This is a genomic window from Klebsiella sp. V115_8 (genome assembly GCF_029967715.1).
In the GTDB taxonomy this organism is placed as follows: Bacteria; Pseudomonadota; Gammaproteobacteria; order Enterobacterales; family Enterobacteriaceae; genus Klebsiella; species Klebsiella quasipneumoniae.
On record NZ_JASCAR010000022.1, the window covers coordinates 331,573 to 348,474 of the forward strand.

The window sequence follows — 16,902 nt, forward strand, 5'->3', positions numbered from 1 at the left end:
TCTGTCGACAATTTATTTATCCTTTATAAATAGAATTATCGTTATTCTCAATTAAATCTAGCATTTTTTTTGTTCTCGATTGATATGTATATTGTCGAGCTAGTTCTAATCTTTTCTCTAATGGAATAGCATCACCGTCTAAAGCTTTATCAACACTTTCTATAAATTCTTCATTCGTGGTACTAATATAAACATAGTCCTTAAATTCTTGAATAGCCTTTAAATTAACTGATACAACTTTTCTACCTGCTGCAAGATACTCAAAAAACTTCATTGGAAACATGTTATCTGTGTAAGAATTAATCATATTAGGTAAAAGTGCAACATCAAAATACTTCAGATATGATGGCAACTCATCATATTCCTTTGGTCCTAAGAGGTGAATATTCTTATGATTTTCTAAAATTGAAACACTTGTATTAGGATCACCCTCTCCAACCAAACCTATTAGTACAATATGATATTGTGGTCTGTTTTTTGCCAGCGAAGATAGTAATTCGAAATTAACTTTATAACTACTAATTGCACCGATAAATCCAAGAATCGGTCCTTCAATATTTTTCAAATCTTTTGGTCTCTCGTAACCTTCAGTAATGCTCGTATTGAAATGATTAAAATCAGCTACGTTTGAGTGATAATAGGTGTTGTCGTTTAATAACTTACGAGATTCATATAACTTCGGGGCAGTGACAAATACTATATCAGAATTAACTATTAACTCATTTTCTGATTCTTCTAAAATTGAAACCGGCATTCCTGGTTGAGCCTTAATCTCATCAACGCAATGATAAACAACATAACTATAATCTTTTAAATTAAGTAGTCTTTTAGTAAGTGGATTATACGTCCATAAAACCTTATCTCTGAATTTAAGATACTTTGTCCAAAAACCTATCATCCCTTTCAAATATAGTCTATTAAAACCCCTGATTAGTTTATACTTATTCCATGGGAGAGTTACTGGCGACCAAACCCATAGATTTTCTCGTACATGGCGTGGAGCTTTAAACATCTTGAATATTCGTTTTATTGCTCGAGTTAAATCTTTTTTATTAAGCGAAGGAGCTCTAAGACCAAGGGAATCAATATAAAATACTTTATAGCCAAGTCTGGATAATTCTACCGCAACATGTTGTTTGTTTGTCCAGAAAGGATTATCCCAGTCGGCAGTAGATAATAATACGATATCTTTGTTTTCCATTAGTAACCCTTTTTAGCTTGTAAGTTTTATTAAGATAATTTTTTCAAAGCGGTGATAAAATCATTTTTAAACTGATTTTCATCACGCATTAACACATTACCCAAAGTTGCTTTATAGCATGTGGATTTACCATCAGATTTAATATATTCTTTGATTTTATTTGCTAAACTTATAGGGTTCGATGGTTTAAATAAACATCCAGAATGCAAATAATCATTAAAGCCAACTATGTCAGATGCAATAATATGTTTTTGTAGTAGAGCTGCTTCTAGCAATACGAGAGGAACACCTTCAAATCTTGAAGGTAGTACTACTAAATCACATCCATCCATAATACTTACTAGGTCGTTACGGTTGCCTAATAGGTGAATTGTCTCACTAAGTTTATATTGTTTAATGTGTTCATTAATGATTTTCTTGTCCGGACCTTCACCAACAATATAACAAACAATATCTTTGAAATTTTCGTTTTTAAGATAATTAATAGCTTCAACGAAATCTAATTGACCTTTTTGTTTGTTTAATAACCTGCCTGGCAATACTATTTTAATAACATTTTTTTCATTAAATGAAGGGGGCGGGTTGTCAATTTTTTGATAATTCTTCTTATCAATGAAATTTTCAACTACTAGCACATTTGCAGAAGTCTTCTTCTTAAGATCTTTAGCAACGGCATTGCTTATAGTAATAAAAGAATTAGGTAATTTATAAAGAGGAACACATAACATATCTTTGATTATCGTGGATATGCTCCTTTGCTCCATTTGAAAATGGTAATGGACCATAGGAATGTAAGAGATAATTTTTTTTCTTAATAACCTTGCAGCTATTATAGCTATGTTCCCAGATTCAATTCTACCTTGAGATACGCATAGAGTCTTATAAACAGGGTGTTTGGCTTTAAGCAGTTTAATAAATGAATATATTCTTTTCCATCGAAACCAAACATATAATGATGAAAATTTTGGATCGAAATCTTTGATGGTAATAATTTCTGAGAAGTTTCCATTTTCTTTACAATAATCTATTGCAATAAAGTTTGATTCATTAATAATGATAATGGACTTTTCGGCATAAGACATTGCACATGCAGCAATTAAATACATGCGTTCTTGCCCACTAAAGATTCTTGCCTCACAGTAAAAAATCATTTGATTTCCTTTTCAGCTAAAAATTTTTTATATATACAATCATATTTTTCAGTTGAAATATGGATGTCAAAATTCTCTTCTACATAGTGCCTAGCGTTTTTCCGGATCACTTCTGGTTCTTCTGATTCCATTGCTTCTATCAAACTCTTCTCTAAAGCAAGGCTACTAACTTCTTTACATAAAAAACCTGTATATTTATCGAAAATTTTATCAGGTATACCACCAACAGGCATTGCAACTATAAGAGCACCATGCGTCATCGCTTCTAATGTCGTTAAACTGCTGCCCTCATAGCGGGAGGGTTGAACAAACAAACTGGAACATGCTATTGCAGTTTGTACTTCTTCATCAGATGCTGCGGAAATGATATTAAGTTTGACGTTGTTTTTTCTACAAAAATTTTCAATATCAATTTTATTTTTTCCACGCCCATAGTGATCCCAAGAAAATTTAATTTTAGACCACTCTTTTTTCGTTAAATTAGCAAGTGCTTCAGCAAGAATATCATAGCCTTTGTTATATTCAATTCTCCCAACACTCACTATTTTATAATCCGTCGCTTGTTTTTTTTCCTTTACTAACCGTCTTAAAGTATTTATGTCAATAGTGTTTGGAATTACAGTTATTTTTTCTGTGTTTAAATTTTTTCTAACTATTTCAACCAACTTTTTATCCGTGGCTATAACGGTATCTGCTAAATAGGCCTTGCGCAGTAAATGTTTAGTGAATCCACGATTAATTATACGTAGAATGGAACCTGTGCCAAATTCTTCCATACCATGTGGATTAACAATCGTAGCCTTATTTTTAATAAGCTCTGTGTTTAGCGAAGCTAAAACGCCAGCCGATGCCCCATGAAAGTGTATAATATCAATATTATTACTATATACAACTAATTTTTTAGCTACCTTCTTACACCAGATATAGTATGCAGCCCCCATAGTCATGAGTACTTTATATTTATCCCAAATTGGCCATGGAACATCAATATGCTTTATAAATGATGGTATATTACCCACAACTCTTGTCTTAGGTGCTACTAGATGAATACAGTATCCTTTACTGTGCATTTCATAAATATGCTGTTCAGCAGCTTTTTCCATACCCCCAACACCTTTTCCGAAGGATATAGAACGCACCACTATATAGAGATTTTTCATAAATATACCATTTTATTTTACAGAAACGTCTCGACTTAAATTATTTTGATCAAAATTTTCTGAATTCTGTGTACTAAGTTTTTTTATTGCTAAATATGGTATTCGTCCATTTTGCTCAAGCTGTTTTTCATTCCAATGAATTGTATAATCTTTTTGTGTTAGTGAATCTTTTACTTCTATGTTAAATTGCTGTGCGTTGTTAGTGTTAGTTGTCGATATTTTGTCAATTCTTTTATTGTTTAAAAATTTTTGTAAATTTATAAATGCCTTCGCTGCTGGTTTTGGATTGAAATTAGAATCATAGAAACCAAAGTTATGCTCTTGGTTTTTCATATCCCCACCATCGTTGCTTAAATCATACCACCATATACCTTTTATATAGCTTTTACTTTTAGCCAATAAGGAATATTTAACAACGTAATCAGCGGCTTCAACTGGATCTACTCCACCTAGACCAGCGTGTGTTGGAATTCCGATCTCTGTAATATAAAGAGGAACCTTTTTAATATTTTGGTCTTTAATTTTGTTATAAAATTGATCAATTTTATTAATATTATATTCAGGATTTCTTAATTTCTTATTTGCATTTAGAAATGAATATGGATGTATTGAAATACCATCGATATAATTTAATATGCCCTCGTTTATAAGAATCATGAACCAATCACTATCAGATATATTTAAGCGTCTTCCTGTCGGACTTAGAGGATTAAATGACCCAGCGAGTATGATTGCAGAAGGATCTACAGATTTAATCGCCTGACTTGTTTTCTTTACCAACTCTAAATATATTTGCGGTGGAGGTATCTCCCCCTTCCCTTTCATTCCAGTTCCAACCGTCCATTCATTCCAAATCTCATAATACTTGACCTGCCCCTTATAATTTGAGGCGACCCATTTTGCATATTTGGCAAAAGCTGCAATGTCTTGTTCATTAGTAGGATACCCACCGTTATTGTAATTTTTATTTCCATAGTCAAGAATAACCAGAGGGGATATATTATATTTTTTCGCTTCACGAATTATTTCATCAACTAGTTTGAGCTTTGGCGGTATGGCATATACACCTTTAGTTCTTTCTACAGAATCCCACGTTAAATCCTGTCTAAATGAGTCAAAACCACTTTTTTTTATAAGCTGAAGAAGATTGTCATTTTCTAAGTCATACTTATTTGCATGGATTCCAATACCAATTGTTTGTTCACTTGCAAAAGCATTTGTATAAAAAAAAGCGAAACAATAAATTAATGAGATTAATGTTTTTCTTTTTTTCATAACACCTCCTAAGTATATTATTGATAGTTAGGATTTAACTTAATATCTCGTTCTTTTTTTTCAGAAACTATCATGCCTATAATAACACCACCATATACTGAATAAAAAGATGCTTCAAAGAGATTAGAAGTTATACCACCTGTTAAAATAACTAACGATATTATTAAGAATTGTTTTGTCGATTTTGACAGGGTTAATCCAAAGCTTAAAAACTTCATTATAAAAAAGAATGAGAACAAAATACTAAATACACCAAATATGACATACAAATATACATACATATTATCGGCTGAATTTGCCAATGCTGGCGTGAAGTAATATGTTGGAACGCCTATTGAACCAAAGCCTTTCCCGAAAAAATATTGCAGAGGTGTTTCAAGTAACAACATTGCATTTGGCCATGTTTGATACATTCTTATTAGCATTGTATTTGTCAACATCCCCGTTGATACGTTACTAATATTGAACATGCAATAATATGAGAACAACGTCAGGAATAAAAAGATTGTTTTCACAATATATTTTGTTATAAACGATGAACAAAATATCAAAATAAACACAAAACCTAACGTTACCATCGTTGTCTTAGTTGTTGTTAGGTATATCAAATATGCAGAAACTGCAAAAATCACTAACAGACTGATAAACCTTCTTTTTTCAAGAAGCGTATATCCCAAAAATGTACAAGTGATAATTACTAACGTAGCGGAACTAACCGATGTCCCCGTAAATCCAGGGTTTCGCATCATTCCATCGGAGATCCAATCACGCGAAACAACTTTCGTAACCCCAGCTATCTCCTGTTCCGCACCTATCCATTCTGCCCCAAATTGATTTACATAAAAAATACCTATTGCACAACTAAGGAAATAAAACAAATTGAACTTAAAATTATTTACAAATATCCTTTGATACAATTCTGTTGAATACAAAAACGCGAATAAAAATGGAATAAAAATATAAATACCGAAAACAGAACTAACTAATGAATTGTTATTTATACCAATTAGAACATAGATTGATAGAAAGACCATTAGTAATATATAACTTAATTTCTTAGGAATTATTATACATAATTTATAGCCTACTAATAATATCATCAAAGCTATAGGTGCGAATCGGATATATGCAAGATAAAGTGTCAATGGCCCCGTAAAAGCTTTAACAAATATAAATAAATGAAAGGTAAACCAGACTAACTCATCTATTTTAATTTTGAATTTTATCATATGATTTCTTAGCCGGCTAAAAAGCCGGCCTTATAATTAAAACAATTAATTTTTTTCAGTATATGAATAACCATAGTGGTTATAACCATACCCATATTGGCTACTTGCTCTTCTTACCACTCCATTTAGTACACATCCTTTAACTTTTACATTACTTTGTTCAAGCCGGCGTATACTTACTTCAATTTCTTTAGCGGTATTCTCTTCAAATCGTGCGACTAATAATGTAGTACCCGCATATGAACCGACAATTACCGGGTCCGTTACTGCTAACACCGGTGGTGTGTCAATGATTATTAGATCATAAAAGCGATCGGCCCATGTCAACAATTCTTGCATCCGTGGATGCATCAATAATTCTGCAGGATTAGGTGGGATCTGGCCTCTAGATATAAAGTCAAAACCAGCTTCATCAATTTTCTTTACAACATCTTCTTTTGTACTTTTCCCAGATAAATAATCAGAAAGACCATTATTAATTGAAATACCGAATACCTTATGCACGTACCCTTTACGCATGTCGGCATCAATATATAAAACTTTCTTTCCTGAATTAGCAATAATCGCTGAAAGGTTAGAACTTATAAATGTTTTACCTGCGTTCGGACTTGCACCAGTAATCATTAGCACTTTATTTTGTGCTTCCATCATTGCAAAATGTAAACTTGTTCTTAATCCGCGTATAGCTTCAATAGATATATCAGCGGGATTAGTTAATGATAAAAGTGTATTTTTCGAATTTCCATCAATAGATGTTGTATTTTTGAAAGATTTTTTATTCAACCATTCAGAAACAGGCACATTAGCATAAACATTAATACCGATGTTCTCTAAATCTTCTGGAGATTCTATGCCTCTGCGCAATGAGATTTTAAGAATTATTAATGCAACTGATAAGAACGCACCGGACAATATACCAATTAAAATCCCTAATAATTTTCTAGGTTGTACCGGTTTTGGTTCTGTTACAGCTTGGTCAATAATTCTTACGTTACCGATTGCACTCGACTTGGCAATGCTTAATTCTTGTTGCCTATTTAATAACTGCATATAGACAGCACGACCAGATTCCACATCCCTACTGAGCTTTAATATCTCTTGTTGAGTAGATGGCATTGCTGAAACCTGTTTGTTCAGACGCCCTTTTTCTTTTTCTAAGGTATTTCGTTTCTCAAGTAGCGCTTTATAAGTTGGATGCTCTTTCTTATAAAGTTGTGAGATCTCTGCTTCTTTGAAAGTCAATTCATTAAGCTGATTATCAACATTGACTATTTGATCTAATACAGACTTAGCTTCCAAAGACAAATCCACTGAATCTTTTTGCCTTCTATAAGCATTTAACTTATCTTCAGCAGAATCAAGGTCTTCTCTTACAATCGGTAATTGGCGATTAAGAAAATCTAAGCTTTTTGCATCTTGAGCAGCCTGCCTATCAATATTTTGGCGTAGATAATTATCACTAATTTTATCAAGTATATCAGTGATTAACTTAGGGTTTTCACCAATCAAAGTTAGACTTAACATACCTGTATCTTTGCCTTGCTCATTCACAGCAAAAGCTTTTGACAAATTATTTATCGCTTCTAGTTTTGATACCTTTTGGACGTCAAATACAGAACCAGGTTCTGCTTCAATTCCAGAAATCAATAACTGAATATTGTTGTTATTTAAAGGCTTGCCGACGTGACCTTCATATTCAAACCCCTCACCTTCGACTCTAAAAGCACTTTCAGACAATACTGTAACTGAAATTATATTTGGATCATCGCTTTGGTTCAAAAAATTCAAATTACTGACAGAAATTTTCCCTTCATTTCCGCCTGTTAGCCGCGCCCATCCCTTTCCAAAAAGTGGAAAATATTTCCTTTTTACAATTAACTGCAGATTCAAATCATCAACAGTTTTACCAAGTATCATTCTTGACTGTAATAATGAAATTTCTGGAGCTGATTGAGGTGCTGTATCGGGTAGCACTTGACTTAGACTATTTAATATACTATTTCCCTGCTTTTGTTCCACTTGGATCAACGAACTAGCTTGGTATATAGGAGTGGAAAAAAATACGTACATCACAGCCAGAAGCGTTGTAAAAGATACTATAGCTATAATGATTTTCGTATGATCGATTAGTTCTCCAATCAGACGCCCAATATTGAGTTCATCTGTGTCAGAGAATAGATTATTCTTCTTTACCTCGGATCCCATACTTTATATCCTGATCATTTATTCAGTTTATCAATCCAGCTTTTACAAGCGTGATTGATAGTTCCAAAGACAGATTCAAATGCTTCATAACTTTTACGATATGGATCAGGGATCTCCTTCTGCCCAATCCAATATCCTAGTAACATTGTCTTACCTCTTGCTTCGGGTGCAATTTCAGAAATTTTCTCGATATGTTCTTTTTCCATTACGAGAATAAGATCATATTTCCTAGCAAGAGACGATGTAAATTGCTGTCCTTTATGCCCATCTAATGTAAAGCCATTTTTTTCGCAGATCAAAGCTGCTGTTTCATCTGCTTCGTGCCCGACAAGAGCGCCAGTACCAGCAGAGTCAACTTTTTTTAATGGCAAATGATTTCTTAAAAGTCTTTCTGCTATCGGCGAACGACAAATATTTCCTGTACAAACCACCAATATAGATTCAAACATATATATCACCAAGTCCTAATAAATTTTCCAGTTTCAGTAATATCATGAACTCCGGTAATTGTTGGAACCAATTGCGAAATCACGCGATTCCACCTAACGATAGGTGCAGTTGTTACATATACAATATCATATGGTTGTAATTGGAACTCTGTTCCTAGAACCATGGCAGATGCATCTTGTGCATTTAATTGATAGATATTAGCAATTTTACCTTGTTTATCATCTTTCAATTGTCGAATCACAAATATACCAGTTGCATCACTCATTTCTTGAGAAATACCTTCAGCATTTCCCAAAGCTTCAGCAACAGTCATTCCGCTGCGATCCATTTTCAATGTACTTTGTTTACCAACCTCGCCCATAACAAATACTTTAAGATCATCATTACGTGGTACGAAAAGTATATCCCCAGGGTAAAGTAAATGATTCTCGCTTAAATCCCCTTTTTGCATTAATGCATACAATGAGACTTTAGTGTCTTTTCCGTTATGCGTTAATACAACATTTCTCCAGTCGGCATCAGGAGCGAGACCACCTGCAGCATTAATCGCATCCATCACAGTTAATGGGATGTTGGTAATAGGCTGCTGTCCTGATTTTGCAACCTCTCCTGTAACGTATACTTTCTGGGACCGAAACGCGGCAACGCTTACATCCACCTGCGGACTTTCAATATAGGTGGTCAACCGGCTTGCGATATCCTGGCGTACCTGGCTCAGTGTTTTCCCCGCCACCTGCACCTTACCGATATATGGGTAGAAAATGGTGCCATCGGAGTTGACCCAGTTACCAGTGTCGCTGGCGCTACGGTATTGCCCTGCAGGCGTTGTCAGCTCCGGGTGATCCCAAACAGTAACCATCAATACATCGCCAACACCAATGCGATATTCATAACTGCGCAGTAAATTATCCAATTGTGGGTTTGGACGAGCAAGAACGGTCTCTGGACGAAGCTGATCGATCAGCCCCGGAGTCATAGGATACACATTGACCAGTTTATCCAGATCGTAGTCACTGTCCGGAAGCTCAACCACATTCTTACGCAGGCTATTTAATCCTTGTCCTGGAATAATGGTACAACCCGATAAAAACCCAATTGCCAACGCTAATGCCGAAAATCTAACAAGTTTTTTCTTCATAATGTCACATCATCAGTAAAACAAGATTTGCCAATTCCTGAGCAGCTGTCATCGCCGTTGCTTCCGTGCCGGCTTATGGAGAGAAAAAAGCTGACTGCATCCTGCAGCGCTACCACTCCCTCTCCCCTGTTTTCAGCATTCAGCCTTATAAACTAAACGGTATCTCTATCCCTGCACTGGCCCCAACGTCGTCGCTGTCACTGTTGTTAGCGTTGGTGTACCACAGGGAGGTATTCAGACGTACCGACTGATAAACGTCTCCACTCCAACCAAGCTGAACACCTTTAAGCGTGTCAGAATGAGGAAATGCTTTGTTAATTGTTTGCTCTTTAGGATTGACTTTGGCATAAACCAGACGTGTGCTCCAGCGTTGGTTATCCTCAGTAATCAGTTCAACCTTGCCAGCGAACAATTGACCATCCCCCCCCATCGCATCACCCAGCGGATACCCTTGTTGGTAGTAACCGTCTTTATAGATGTGGTGGGTATAGCTGTAATTGGTCCGGCTCATATTTGTACGCGTATCATGCGCTTCCAGGTACCAGTTTACGGCATCTTTTCCCCAGCCGTGGTGCCCTTCAATCCCGCCGAGGAACATATTTGCCGATGGCAGGTAACCAGCCTCATCTTCACCGATCATTTGCCCGTAGAAACTGACCGGCCAGCCGAGAGTTGGTTCGAGTTTAAATTTAAAATCAAATCCGGCCAGCTGGTTCCCCGGCTCATTATCGGTACCGGTATTATCCTGCCCAGTAAAACCATCCCAGAAGCTGCTAAGGGATTGCGGTCGCCCTTCCCCTCCCCACTGCATTATCCGCGATGCACCTAATTCCAATGACTGGAACGGCGTAAAGGTGAAACGACCGCCGATAATTTTAGTGTGTGGGACAGCAGTGTACTGATTCATTTGGCTGGCAGAGATCTGGTACTGCCATGGGCCTATCCAGCGTAACCACCAGGTCTCTGGCGCCGCCTGCTCTGCTCGCTGCATCAGGAAGCCGGTCATCGGCCGCATGGCATCCCCACGAATTAGGCTGCCTTCATAGCCCGGCCCCCACCACTGCGGTACCTGGCCAAAGGAGAGCCACTGGTTCCAGAACTTCACCGCGCCATAGGCGCCGTTGGCGTTGAAGCGTGATCCGTTACTGATCCGCTCTCCCCCTTCAACGTTGCCCTGGAGGTGGACATCCCACCACTCGCCGCTGTTATTGAACGCCAAACCTAACGAGTTATCTGCCGGCTGCGTCTGACCAAACCCCTGCGGGGTACCCGGCTGGTCGGTCGAAGTGTAGCCGGTGACCCGGAAATCGGCTTTTAAAGCAGACAGTCTCTGGTTGATACGAGCCAGAACCACTTGCTCAGAAGAATAGGACGGTTTGGCCTTTTTTAGCGCCCGGGCGATCTCTTCCTGACTCAGCGGCCAGGTCGACAGGCTCAGATGGATGACCCCGCGATCGGAAAGCCAGGCAAGGTCGTTACGCAGATCGTTATCATTTACCACTAACCCGGCCGCGAAAGCCTGGGCTCCCAGTGAGGAAAGTAAACCCAGCGTCACGGCAATGCGCGCAATTTTTATCATTGTACAAGATCCATTTTCAGCCCCGCTGTCGTATCTCAATGAGAATGAGGGGAATAGCAAGATAGAAAGCGCTCGCGGCACCAGCTGACTTCACTGTGCAACACCGGCGAGGCAAGTACAGTTACCCTAAGCTGCTCGTAACCATTATCACATCCACCCAGCTCACAATGTAGGCGAATTTTACCGTACAGGCTATCGATGAGACGGGAAAGTTGGTATACAGGCGATTTTAGCAGCCGCTCCTGACCCATTTATGCGGATATCTGGGATATCCTATGGTGTTAATCACCCAGCGTGCGTCGATTTTTATAGTTGTTCAAGAAAGGTGTTTTGTGTTGCAGTTGGTGGATTCAGCTACGCTACCGCCCCTGGCTTAACAGCTACCAGCGCACTGACTACCTGAACGACTTATTTTATCGACCTGTGGATGAATAATTGGTCAGGCCTTTATTTTTTGCGGCGTTAAGTTTACGGGATTTCGGTCACAATTGGGAGTCTTGTTACCGAATATCTGCCAATTAATACCGCCTGCCCTTTTATTGGCAAAAATAAGAGATCAACACTTAAGATTATTCACTAAGTTAAACGGCCAGACAGTGCCCCGTTGTTGCAAACCTATCAAGATTGAAGCTAACCATCTGTAAAACAAGATCTTTTATGTTAAGGTTGCGTCATTCAAAAATCAGATGATGGCGTCTAAGTCAACTACAATTTCTAATAGTTTCCTGGTAACGGAATATTCAGTAGACATGCTCCAGCTCCTGGCTCAGCGCATTTAAGAAACGTCTGATCACGGCTATATCCAGACAAATATGCAATATCAATGTAGTAGCACTTCATTATTTCATAAATATGAATTATCAATTGCCCGGCATATAGTAGATTATTTTCTTATTTGACTAATTAACCAGCGAAAACTTAATTTCCCCTGTAAAACAAATGGCAATTACCAAGCCTGCTTGTGCAGATCGTTGCGGGTAAAGGGCTTGTCCAACGGACCAATTGTAGTGGCGATCTGCCCCAGCAGCGACTGAGTCGGCGCTTTACTGCCGCTATGTAACAGGATAAGCGGAACCATCACCAAACATGCAAGTCCTCCCCAGGGAATATACATATATTCGGAATGAGTAGTGCGCTTTTGTAGTAGTAAGAATAGTGCGCTGCCGGTAGCACCCAGCAGCAGGCCGGCGATCACTTCCGAGACGGAATGTGCATGGATGACCAGCCGTGAATACCCCACCACTGCGGCTAAAACATAGCCTGTGGCGACCGCTGCTTTTTGCACACCCGCCGTAAAACGAGCGCTGAGCAGCCACAAGAAGATAGGCCAGAAGGCCGCGGAGAGCGCTGAGTGGCCGCTGAAGCCGGTATAATCCAGCTCGCGAATACCCAGTCCCCAGCCCATAAAGGCCAGTTTGGAGGCGCAGACGATGGCGCCGGTGATGCCGAACAGCAAACTCCACTGCCACGCCAGCAACCGCGACGTTTTACGCAGCATCAGGACAATAAACAGCGCCGCTGCGCTGGGCAGCAAAACGGTGCTATCGCCAAAAAATGAGATGAGTTGCCAGTTCATATACCTGTGATCCTTCGATGATGTCCACTGCCGTGCTCAGGGATTATCCATAATGTCTGTACCAGCTCGCATGCCAATTCATTTCACATTTTTATGCATGCAAGTGAGATGTTTAAAGCGGAAACATGATCGCAGTCAAGTTTTATTTTTGGCTGACGTTGACCGCTTTCCCTGCATTTTAGGAATTGTCGCACTAAGTGACTATTCATAAAGCATTATTGCCGCTACTCCGACCATTGCACCACAGAGGCCAGAGACAAACTACCAGAAGTCTCCGAAGCCATACGTTTCTTTACAATCGTTATAACATTCACGTTATGAATAAATTCTGCATAACGTTATGAGCGGCAGGACCGATGTTCAGAGCCTGCCGCTCAGTCTCAGGCTGGCGTTCAGGCCAGCAGTTTTTTGATGCTTTCGCGGAATTTGGCGCCCTCTTTCAGGTTACGCATTCCGTAGGTGACGAAGGCCTGCATATAGCCCATTTTCTTACCGCAGTCATAGCTTTCGCCAGTCATCAGCATCGCGTCGACGGACTGCTTCTTCGCCAGCTCGGCAATGGCGTCGGTCAGCTGGATACGCCCCCAGGCGCCCGGCTCGGTGCGCTCCAGTTCGGCCCAGATATCTGCCGACAGTACGTAGCGGCCCACCGCCATCAGGTCGGAGTCCAGTGTCTGCGGTTCGTCCGGTTTTTCAATAAACTCGACGATACGTGCGACCTGCCCTTCCGCCACCATCGGCTCTTTGGTCTGGATCACGGAGTATTCGGAGAGATCCCCTGGCATGCGTTTCGCCAGCACCTGGCTGCGGCCGGTCTCGTTAAAGCGGGCGACCATGGCGGCGAGGTTATAGCGCAGCGGGTCCGCAGTACCGCCATCGAGAATGATATCCGGCAGCACCACAACAAACGGGTTATCCCCGACGACCGGGCGGGCGCAGAGAATGGAGTGGCCCAGACCCAGCGGCTGCGCCTGGCGCACGTTCATGATGGTTACGCCCGGCGGACAAATGGCCTGGACTTCCGCCAACAGCTGGCGCTTCACGCGTTGCTCAAGCAGGGCTTCCAGCTCGTAGGAGGTATCAAAGTGGTTTTCCACCGCGTTCTTCGAGGAGTGCGTCACCAGAACAATCTCTTTGATCCCGGCGGCGACGATTTCGTCAACAATGTACTGAATCATTGGCTTATCAACGATCGGCAGCATCTCCTTTGGAATTGCCTTAGTGGCCGGCAGCATATGCATGCCTAGTCCTGCGACCGGAATAACCGCTTTCAAATTCGCCATATTCATCTTCACCTGTTTGGTTGCAAAACACGCGGTTTTGCAAAATTGTACATGTCACAAATCTATTGAAACTGATAATACACGGATACTGCCCGGGCATCTGCCCGCCAAATTCTTAAATTCACTGTCACGTAAAAGAATACACATAACTCCCTTTTACCAACAGTTAGAAGTGAGAATAATCTTATCCTCGATCAGGTTATTCAGCGGTGTGTTTCTCTGCGCCGTGCAAAGTGGCCGCGAACCCCGTCCCCCGGGCGCGGCAAGGCGCCAGCGCTGCCGCGCCGCACTTATGCCCGCAAAGAATAGGTATAGATAATAAATTTATCCAGGCAATATATTTCAGAACTTACCGCTGGACAGTTCGCTATACAAGACATAATCGGCGGAATAAAACCCGGAGCCGCCCTATACTGCGCCCCCTTTATGAGCTGAATTATGCCGAATTTGCGAGGAATTTCGCTCTTCCCCCATGGCGTGGGCATCACCTCTCGCTGCGACGAGCGGTGGCACAGCGCCGCTTTTGCGCCCTGGCGGAAGCGCAGCGGCAGACGTTCTGATATTGGCCCGCTTATTCCAGGGCAACCGCCATGGTGTTATTTTTTCACTGTTCTTTACCGGAACATAATTCTTATCGGTTCGCTTAATCTGCTGGAAATATATCCACCCATGGCAGGGCGCTATCCGAGTCGTTATTGCATTTTATACCCATCTTATCCATGATCGGGGTAACACATACCGCAGTCGTACAGGTTTTAATACATATGGAATGGATTGCCGATCCGTCAATCTGGGCAGGTCTCGTCACGCTGGTCGTTATCGAACTGGTGTTAGGTATCGATAACCTGGTCTTTATCGCTATCCTCGCTGAGAAGCTCCCGCCCGCCCAGCGCGACCGCGCGCGGATCACTGGCCTGATGCTGGCGATGGTGATGCGTCTCCTGCTGCTGGCCTCTATCTCCTGGCTCGTCACCCTGACCAAACCGCTGATTGTTTTTCACGACTTCAGCTTCAGCGCCCGCGATTTAATTATGCTGTTCGGCGGCTTGTTCCTGCTGTTTAAAGCAACCGTCGAGCTTAATGAGCGGCTGGAGGGAAAAGACAGCGATAATCCCACCCAGCGCAGAGGGGCCAAATTCTGGGCCGTGGTGGCGCAGATCGTGGTGCTCGACGCCATCTTCTCGCTCGACTCGGTGATCACCGCGGTCGGGATGGTCGACCACCTGGCGGTGATGATGGCCGCCGTGATCATCGCTATCAGCCTGATGCTGATGGCCAGCAAGGCGCTGACGCGCTTCGTTAACAGCCACCCGACCATCGTGATCCTCTGTCTGAGCTTCCTGCTGATGATCGGCTTCAGCCTGATTGCTGAAGGCTTCAGCTTTATTATTCCGAAAGGCTATTTATATGCGGCAATTGGCTTCTCGGTGATGATTGAAGCCCTTAACCAGCTGGCGCTGTTTAACCGCCGTCGCTTTCTCTCCGCCAATATGACGCTGCGTCAGCGCACTACCGAGGCGGTAATGAATCTTTTGAGCGGGCAGAAAGAAAAAGCTGAACTGGATGCTGACACGGCGTCGCTGGTCGCCGATCAGGACCATCATCCGTTGTTTAATCCGCAGGAACGGCTGATGATTGAGCGGGTGCTGAACCTGAATCAGCGCAGCGTCAGCAGTATTATGACCTCCCGCCATGATATCGAGCGCATCGACCTCAGCGCGCCGGAGGAAGAGATCCGCAGCCTGGTGGAAAAAAATCAGCACACCCGCCTGGTGGTCACCGGCGGAAAGGATAATGAAGACCTGCTGGGGGTGGTGCATGTTATCGACCTGCTCCAGCAGTCCCTGCGCCAGGAGCCGCTGGATCTGCAGGCGCTGGTGCGCCAGCCGCTGGTCTTTCCGGAGGGGTTACCGCTCCTCTCAGCCCTTGAGCAGTTTCGTCAGGCCCGCACCCATTTTGCCTTTGTGGTGGATGAGTTTGGCTCCGTCGAGGGGATTGTGACCCTCAGCGACGTGATGGAGACCATTGCCGGTAATCTGCCCAACGAGGTGGAGGAGATCGACGCCCGGCACGATATTCAGCACCATCCGGACGGTTCGTGGACGGTTAACGGCCATATGCCGCTGGAAGATCTGGTGCAGTATGTTCCCCTGCCGCTGGATGATAAACGTGAGTACCACACTGTTGCCGGTCTGCTGATGGAGTATCTGCAGCATGTGCCGCAGGTGGGAGAAACCCTTGAGATTGACGGTTATACCCTGCGTACGCTGCAGGTCGACAGCCATCGGGTGCAAAAGGTGCAGATCGTTCCGCCGGCAAAGCAGGATGAGCTGGATTATGAGGTGTAATCGTCAGGCATAAAACGGCCCGGGGTATCCCGGGCGGTGGGACGGCTAATCAAACCCATGCCTGATGGCGCTTCGCTTATCAGGCCTACAGGATAGCGACGCAAACCGGGGAATTACCCCTGCCGCACAACCCAGGCCGGGTCAGGCGTAGCCGCCGCCCGGCATCCACGTGACATCATACTTTGACGACATGCTCACATCACAGGGAATTGATGCTCTACCGCCGCCATACTGCCTGATGGCGCTTCGCTTATCAGGCCTACGGGATGGCGACGCAAACCGGGGGATTACCCCTGCCGCACAACCC

At 42.0% G+C, this 16,902-nt stretch carries 11 protein-coding genes and 1 pseudogene; 1 reads left to right on the forward strand and 11 read right to left on the reverse strand.

Annotation, left to right across the window (positions count from 1 at the left end; translation table 11 throughout):
• Nucleotides 1–16: 16 nt before the first annotated feature.
• The 11 genes and pseudogenes from QLG03_RS07550 to galF all read right to left on the reverse strand — a co-directional run bounded on the left by QLG03_RS07550 (nucleotide 17) and on the right by galF (nucleotide 14,253).
• Nucleotides 17–1,201 carry a glycosyltransferase gene (locus QLG03_RS07550; RefSeq protein WP_072013426.1) on the reverse strand — a complete coding sequence of 395 codons (1,185 nt, stop codon included), beginning with the start codon at nucleotides 1,199–1,201 and terminating at the stop codon, nucleotides 17–19.
• Nucleotides 1,202–1,230: 29 nt separating this feature from the next.
• Nucleotides 1,231–2,352: a glycosyltransferase gene (locus QLG03_RS07555; RefSeq protein ID WP_255989121.1), complete on the reverse strand. Its 1,122-nt coding sequence runs from the start codon at nucleotides 2,350–2,352 to the stop codon at nucleotides 1,231–1,233.
• A complete protein-coding gene (locus QLG03_RS07560) occupies nucleotides 2,349–3,512 on the reverse strand; it encodes a glycosyltransferase family 4 protein (protein ID WP_077255381.1) in 1,164 nt (387 codons plus the stop codon). Before QLG03_RS07560 ends, QLG03_RS07555 begins: the two co-directional genes overlap by 4 nt.
• 12 nt (nucleotides 3,513–3,524) lie before the next feature.
• Nucleotides 3,525–4,787: a family 1 glycosylhydrolase gene (locus QLG03_RS07565; protein ID WP_115660914.1), complete on the reverse strand. Its 1,263-nt coding sequence runs from the start codon at nucleotides 4,785–4,787 to the stop codon at nucleotides 3,525–3,527.
• A 17-nt stretch (nucleotides 4,788–4,804) separates the two neighbouring features.
• Complete coding sequence (locus QLG03_RS07570; protein WP_044524146.1) at nucleotides 4,805–6,016, reverse strand: hypothetical protein; 1,212 nt, start codon at nucleotides 6,014–6,016, stop codon at nucleotides 4,805–4,807.
• 45 nt (nucleotides 6,017–6,061) lie between these two features.
• Nucleotides 6,062–8,221, reverse strand: a complete 2,160-nt coding sequence (locus QLG03_RS07575) for a polysaccharide biosynthesis tyrosine autokinase (protein ID WP_044524147.1) — start codon at nucleotides 8,219–8,221, stop codon at nucleotides 6,062–6,064.
• A gap of 14 nt (nucleotides 8,222–8,235) precedes the next feature.
• Complete coding sequence (locus QLG03_RS07580; RefSeq protein ID WP_072013427.1) at nucleotides 8,236–8,670, reverse strand: protein tyrosine phosphatase; 435 nt, start codon at nucleotides 8,668–8,670, stop codon at nucleotides 8,236–8,238.
• Nucleotides 8,671–8,675: 5 nt separating this feature from the next.
• Nucleotides 8,676–9,809: a polysaccharide export protein gene (locus QLG03_RS07585; RefSeq protein ID WP_044524148.1), complete on the reverse strand. Its 1,134-nt coding sequence runs from the start codon at nucleotides 9,807–9,809 to the stop codon at nucleotides 8,676–8,678.
• Nucleotides 9,810–9,954: 145 nt separating this feature from the next.
• Nucleotides 9,955–11,388 (reverse strand): capsule assembly Wzi family protein, encoded by a 1,434-nt coding sequence (locus QLG03_RS07590; RefSeq protein ID WP_044524149.1) that lies wholly within the window; start codon nucleotides 11,386–11,388, stop codon nucleotides 9,955–9,957.
• Between the two features lie 946 nt (nucleotides 11,389–12,334).
• Nucleotides 12,335–12,964, reverse strand: a complete 630-nt coding sequence (locus tag QLG03_RS07595; protein ID WP_110243202.1) for a phosphatase PAP2 family protein — start codon at nucleotides 12,962–12,964, stop codon at nucleotides 12,335–12,337.
• 360 nt (nucleotides 12,965–13,324) lie between these two features.
• A pseudogene (gene galF / locus QLG03_RS07600) lies at nucleotides 13,325–14,253 on the reverse strand (GalU regulator GalF).
• Between the two features lie 758 nt (nucleotides 14,254–15,011).
• Here galF and QLG03_RS07605 point away from each other — a divergent pair.
• Nucleotides 15,012–16,595 carry a TerC family protein gene (locus tag QLG03_RS07605; protein ID WP_085551316.1) on the forward strand — a complete coding sequence of 528 codons (1,584 nt, stop codon included), beginning with the start codon at nucleotides 15,012–15,014 and terminating at the stop codon, nucleotides 16,593–16,595.
• The last annotated feature ends 307 nt before the right edge of the window (nucleotides 16,596–16,902 follow it).

What these genes read in the sequence shown, in the direction of transcription:
- QLG03_RS07550 (WP_072013426.1), bottom strand. Translation starts at nt 1,201, where the DNA reads ATGGAAAACAAAGATATCGTATTATTATCTACTGCCGACTGGGATAAT.
- QLG03_RS07555 (WP_255989121.1), bottom strand. Translation starts at nt 2,352, where the DNA reads ATGATTTTTTACTGTGAGGCAAGAATCTTTAGTGGGCAAGAACGCATG.
- QLG03_RS07560 (WP_077255381.1), bottom strand. Translation starts at nt 3,512, where the DNA reads ATGAAAAATCTCTATATAGTGGTGCGTTCTATATCCTTCGGAAAAGGT.
- QLG03_RS07565 (WP_115660914.1), bottom strand. Translation starts at nt 4,787, where the DNA reads ATGAAAAAAAGAAAAACATTAATCTCATTAATTTATTGTTTCGCTTTT.
- QLG03_RS07570 (WP_044524146.1), bottom strand. Translation starts at nt 6,016, where the DNA reads ATGATAAAATTCAAAATTAAAATAGATGAGTTAGTCTGGTTTACCTTT.
- QLG03_RS07575 (WP_044524147.1), bottom strand. Translation starts at nt 8,221, where the DNA reads ATGGGATCCGAGGTAAAGAAGAATAATCTATTCTCTGACACAGATGAA.
- QLG03_RS07580 (WP_072013427.1), bottom strand. Translation starts at nt 8,670, where the DNA reads ATGTTTGAATCTATATTGGTGGTTTGTACAGGAAATATTTGTCGTTCG.
- QLG03_RS07585 (WP_044524148.1), bottom strand. Translation starts at nt 9,809, where the DNA reads ATGAAGAAAAAACTTGTTAGATTTTCGGCATTAGCGTTGGCAATTGGG.
- QLG03_RS07590 (WP_044524149.1), bottom strand. Translation starts at nt 11,388, where the DNA reads ATGATAAAAATTGCGCGCATTGCCGTGACGCTGGGTTTACTTTCCTCA.
- QLG03_RS07595 (WP_110243202.1), bottom strand. Translation starts at nt 12,964, where the DNA reads ATGAACTGGCAACTCATCTCATTTTTTGGCGATAGCACCGTTTTGCTG.
- QLG03_RS07605 (WP_085551316.1), top strand. Translation starts at nt 15,012, where the DNA reads ATGGAATGGATTGCCGATCCGTCAATCTGGGCAGGTCTCGTCACGCTG.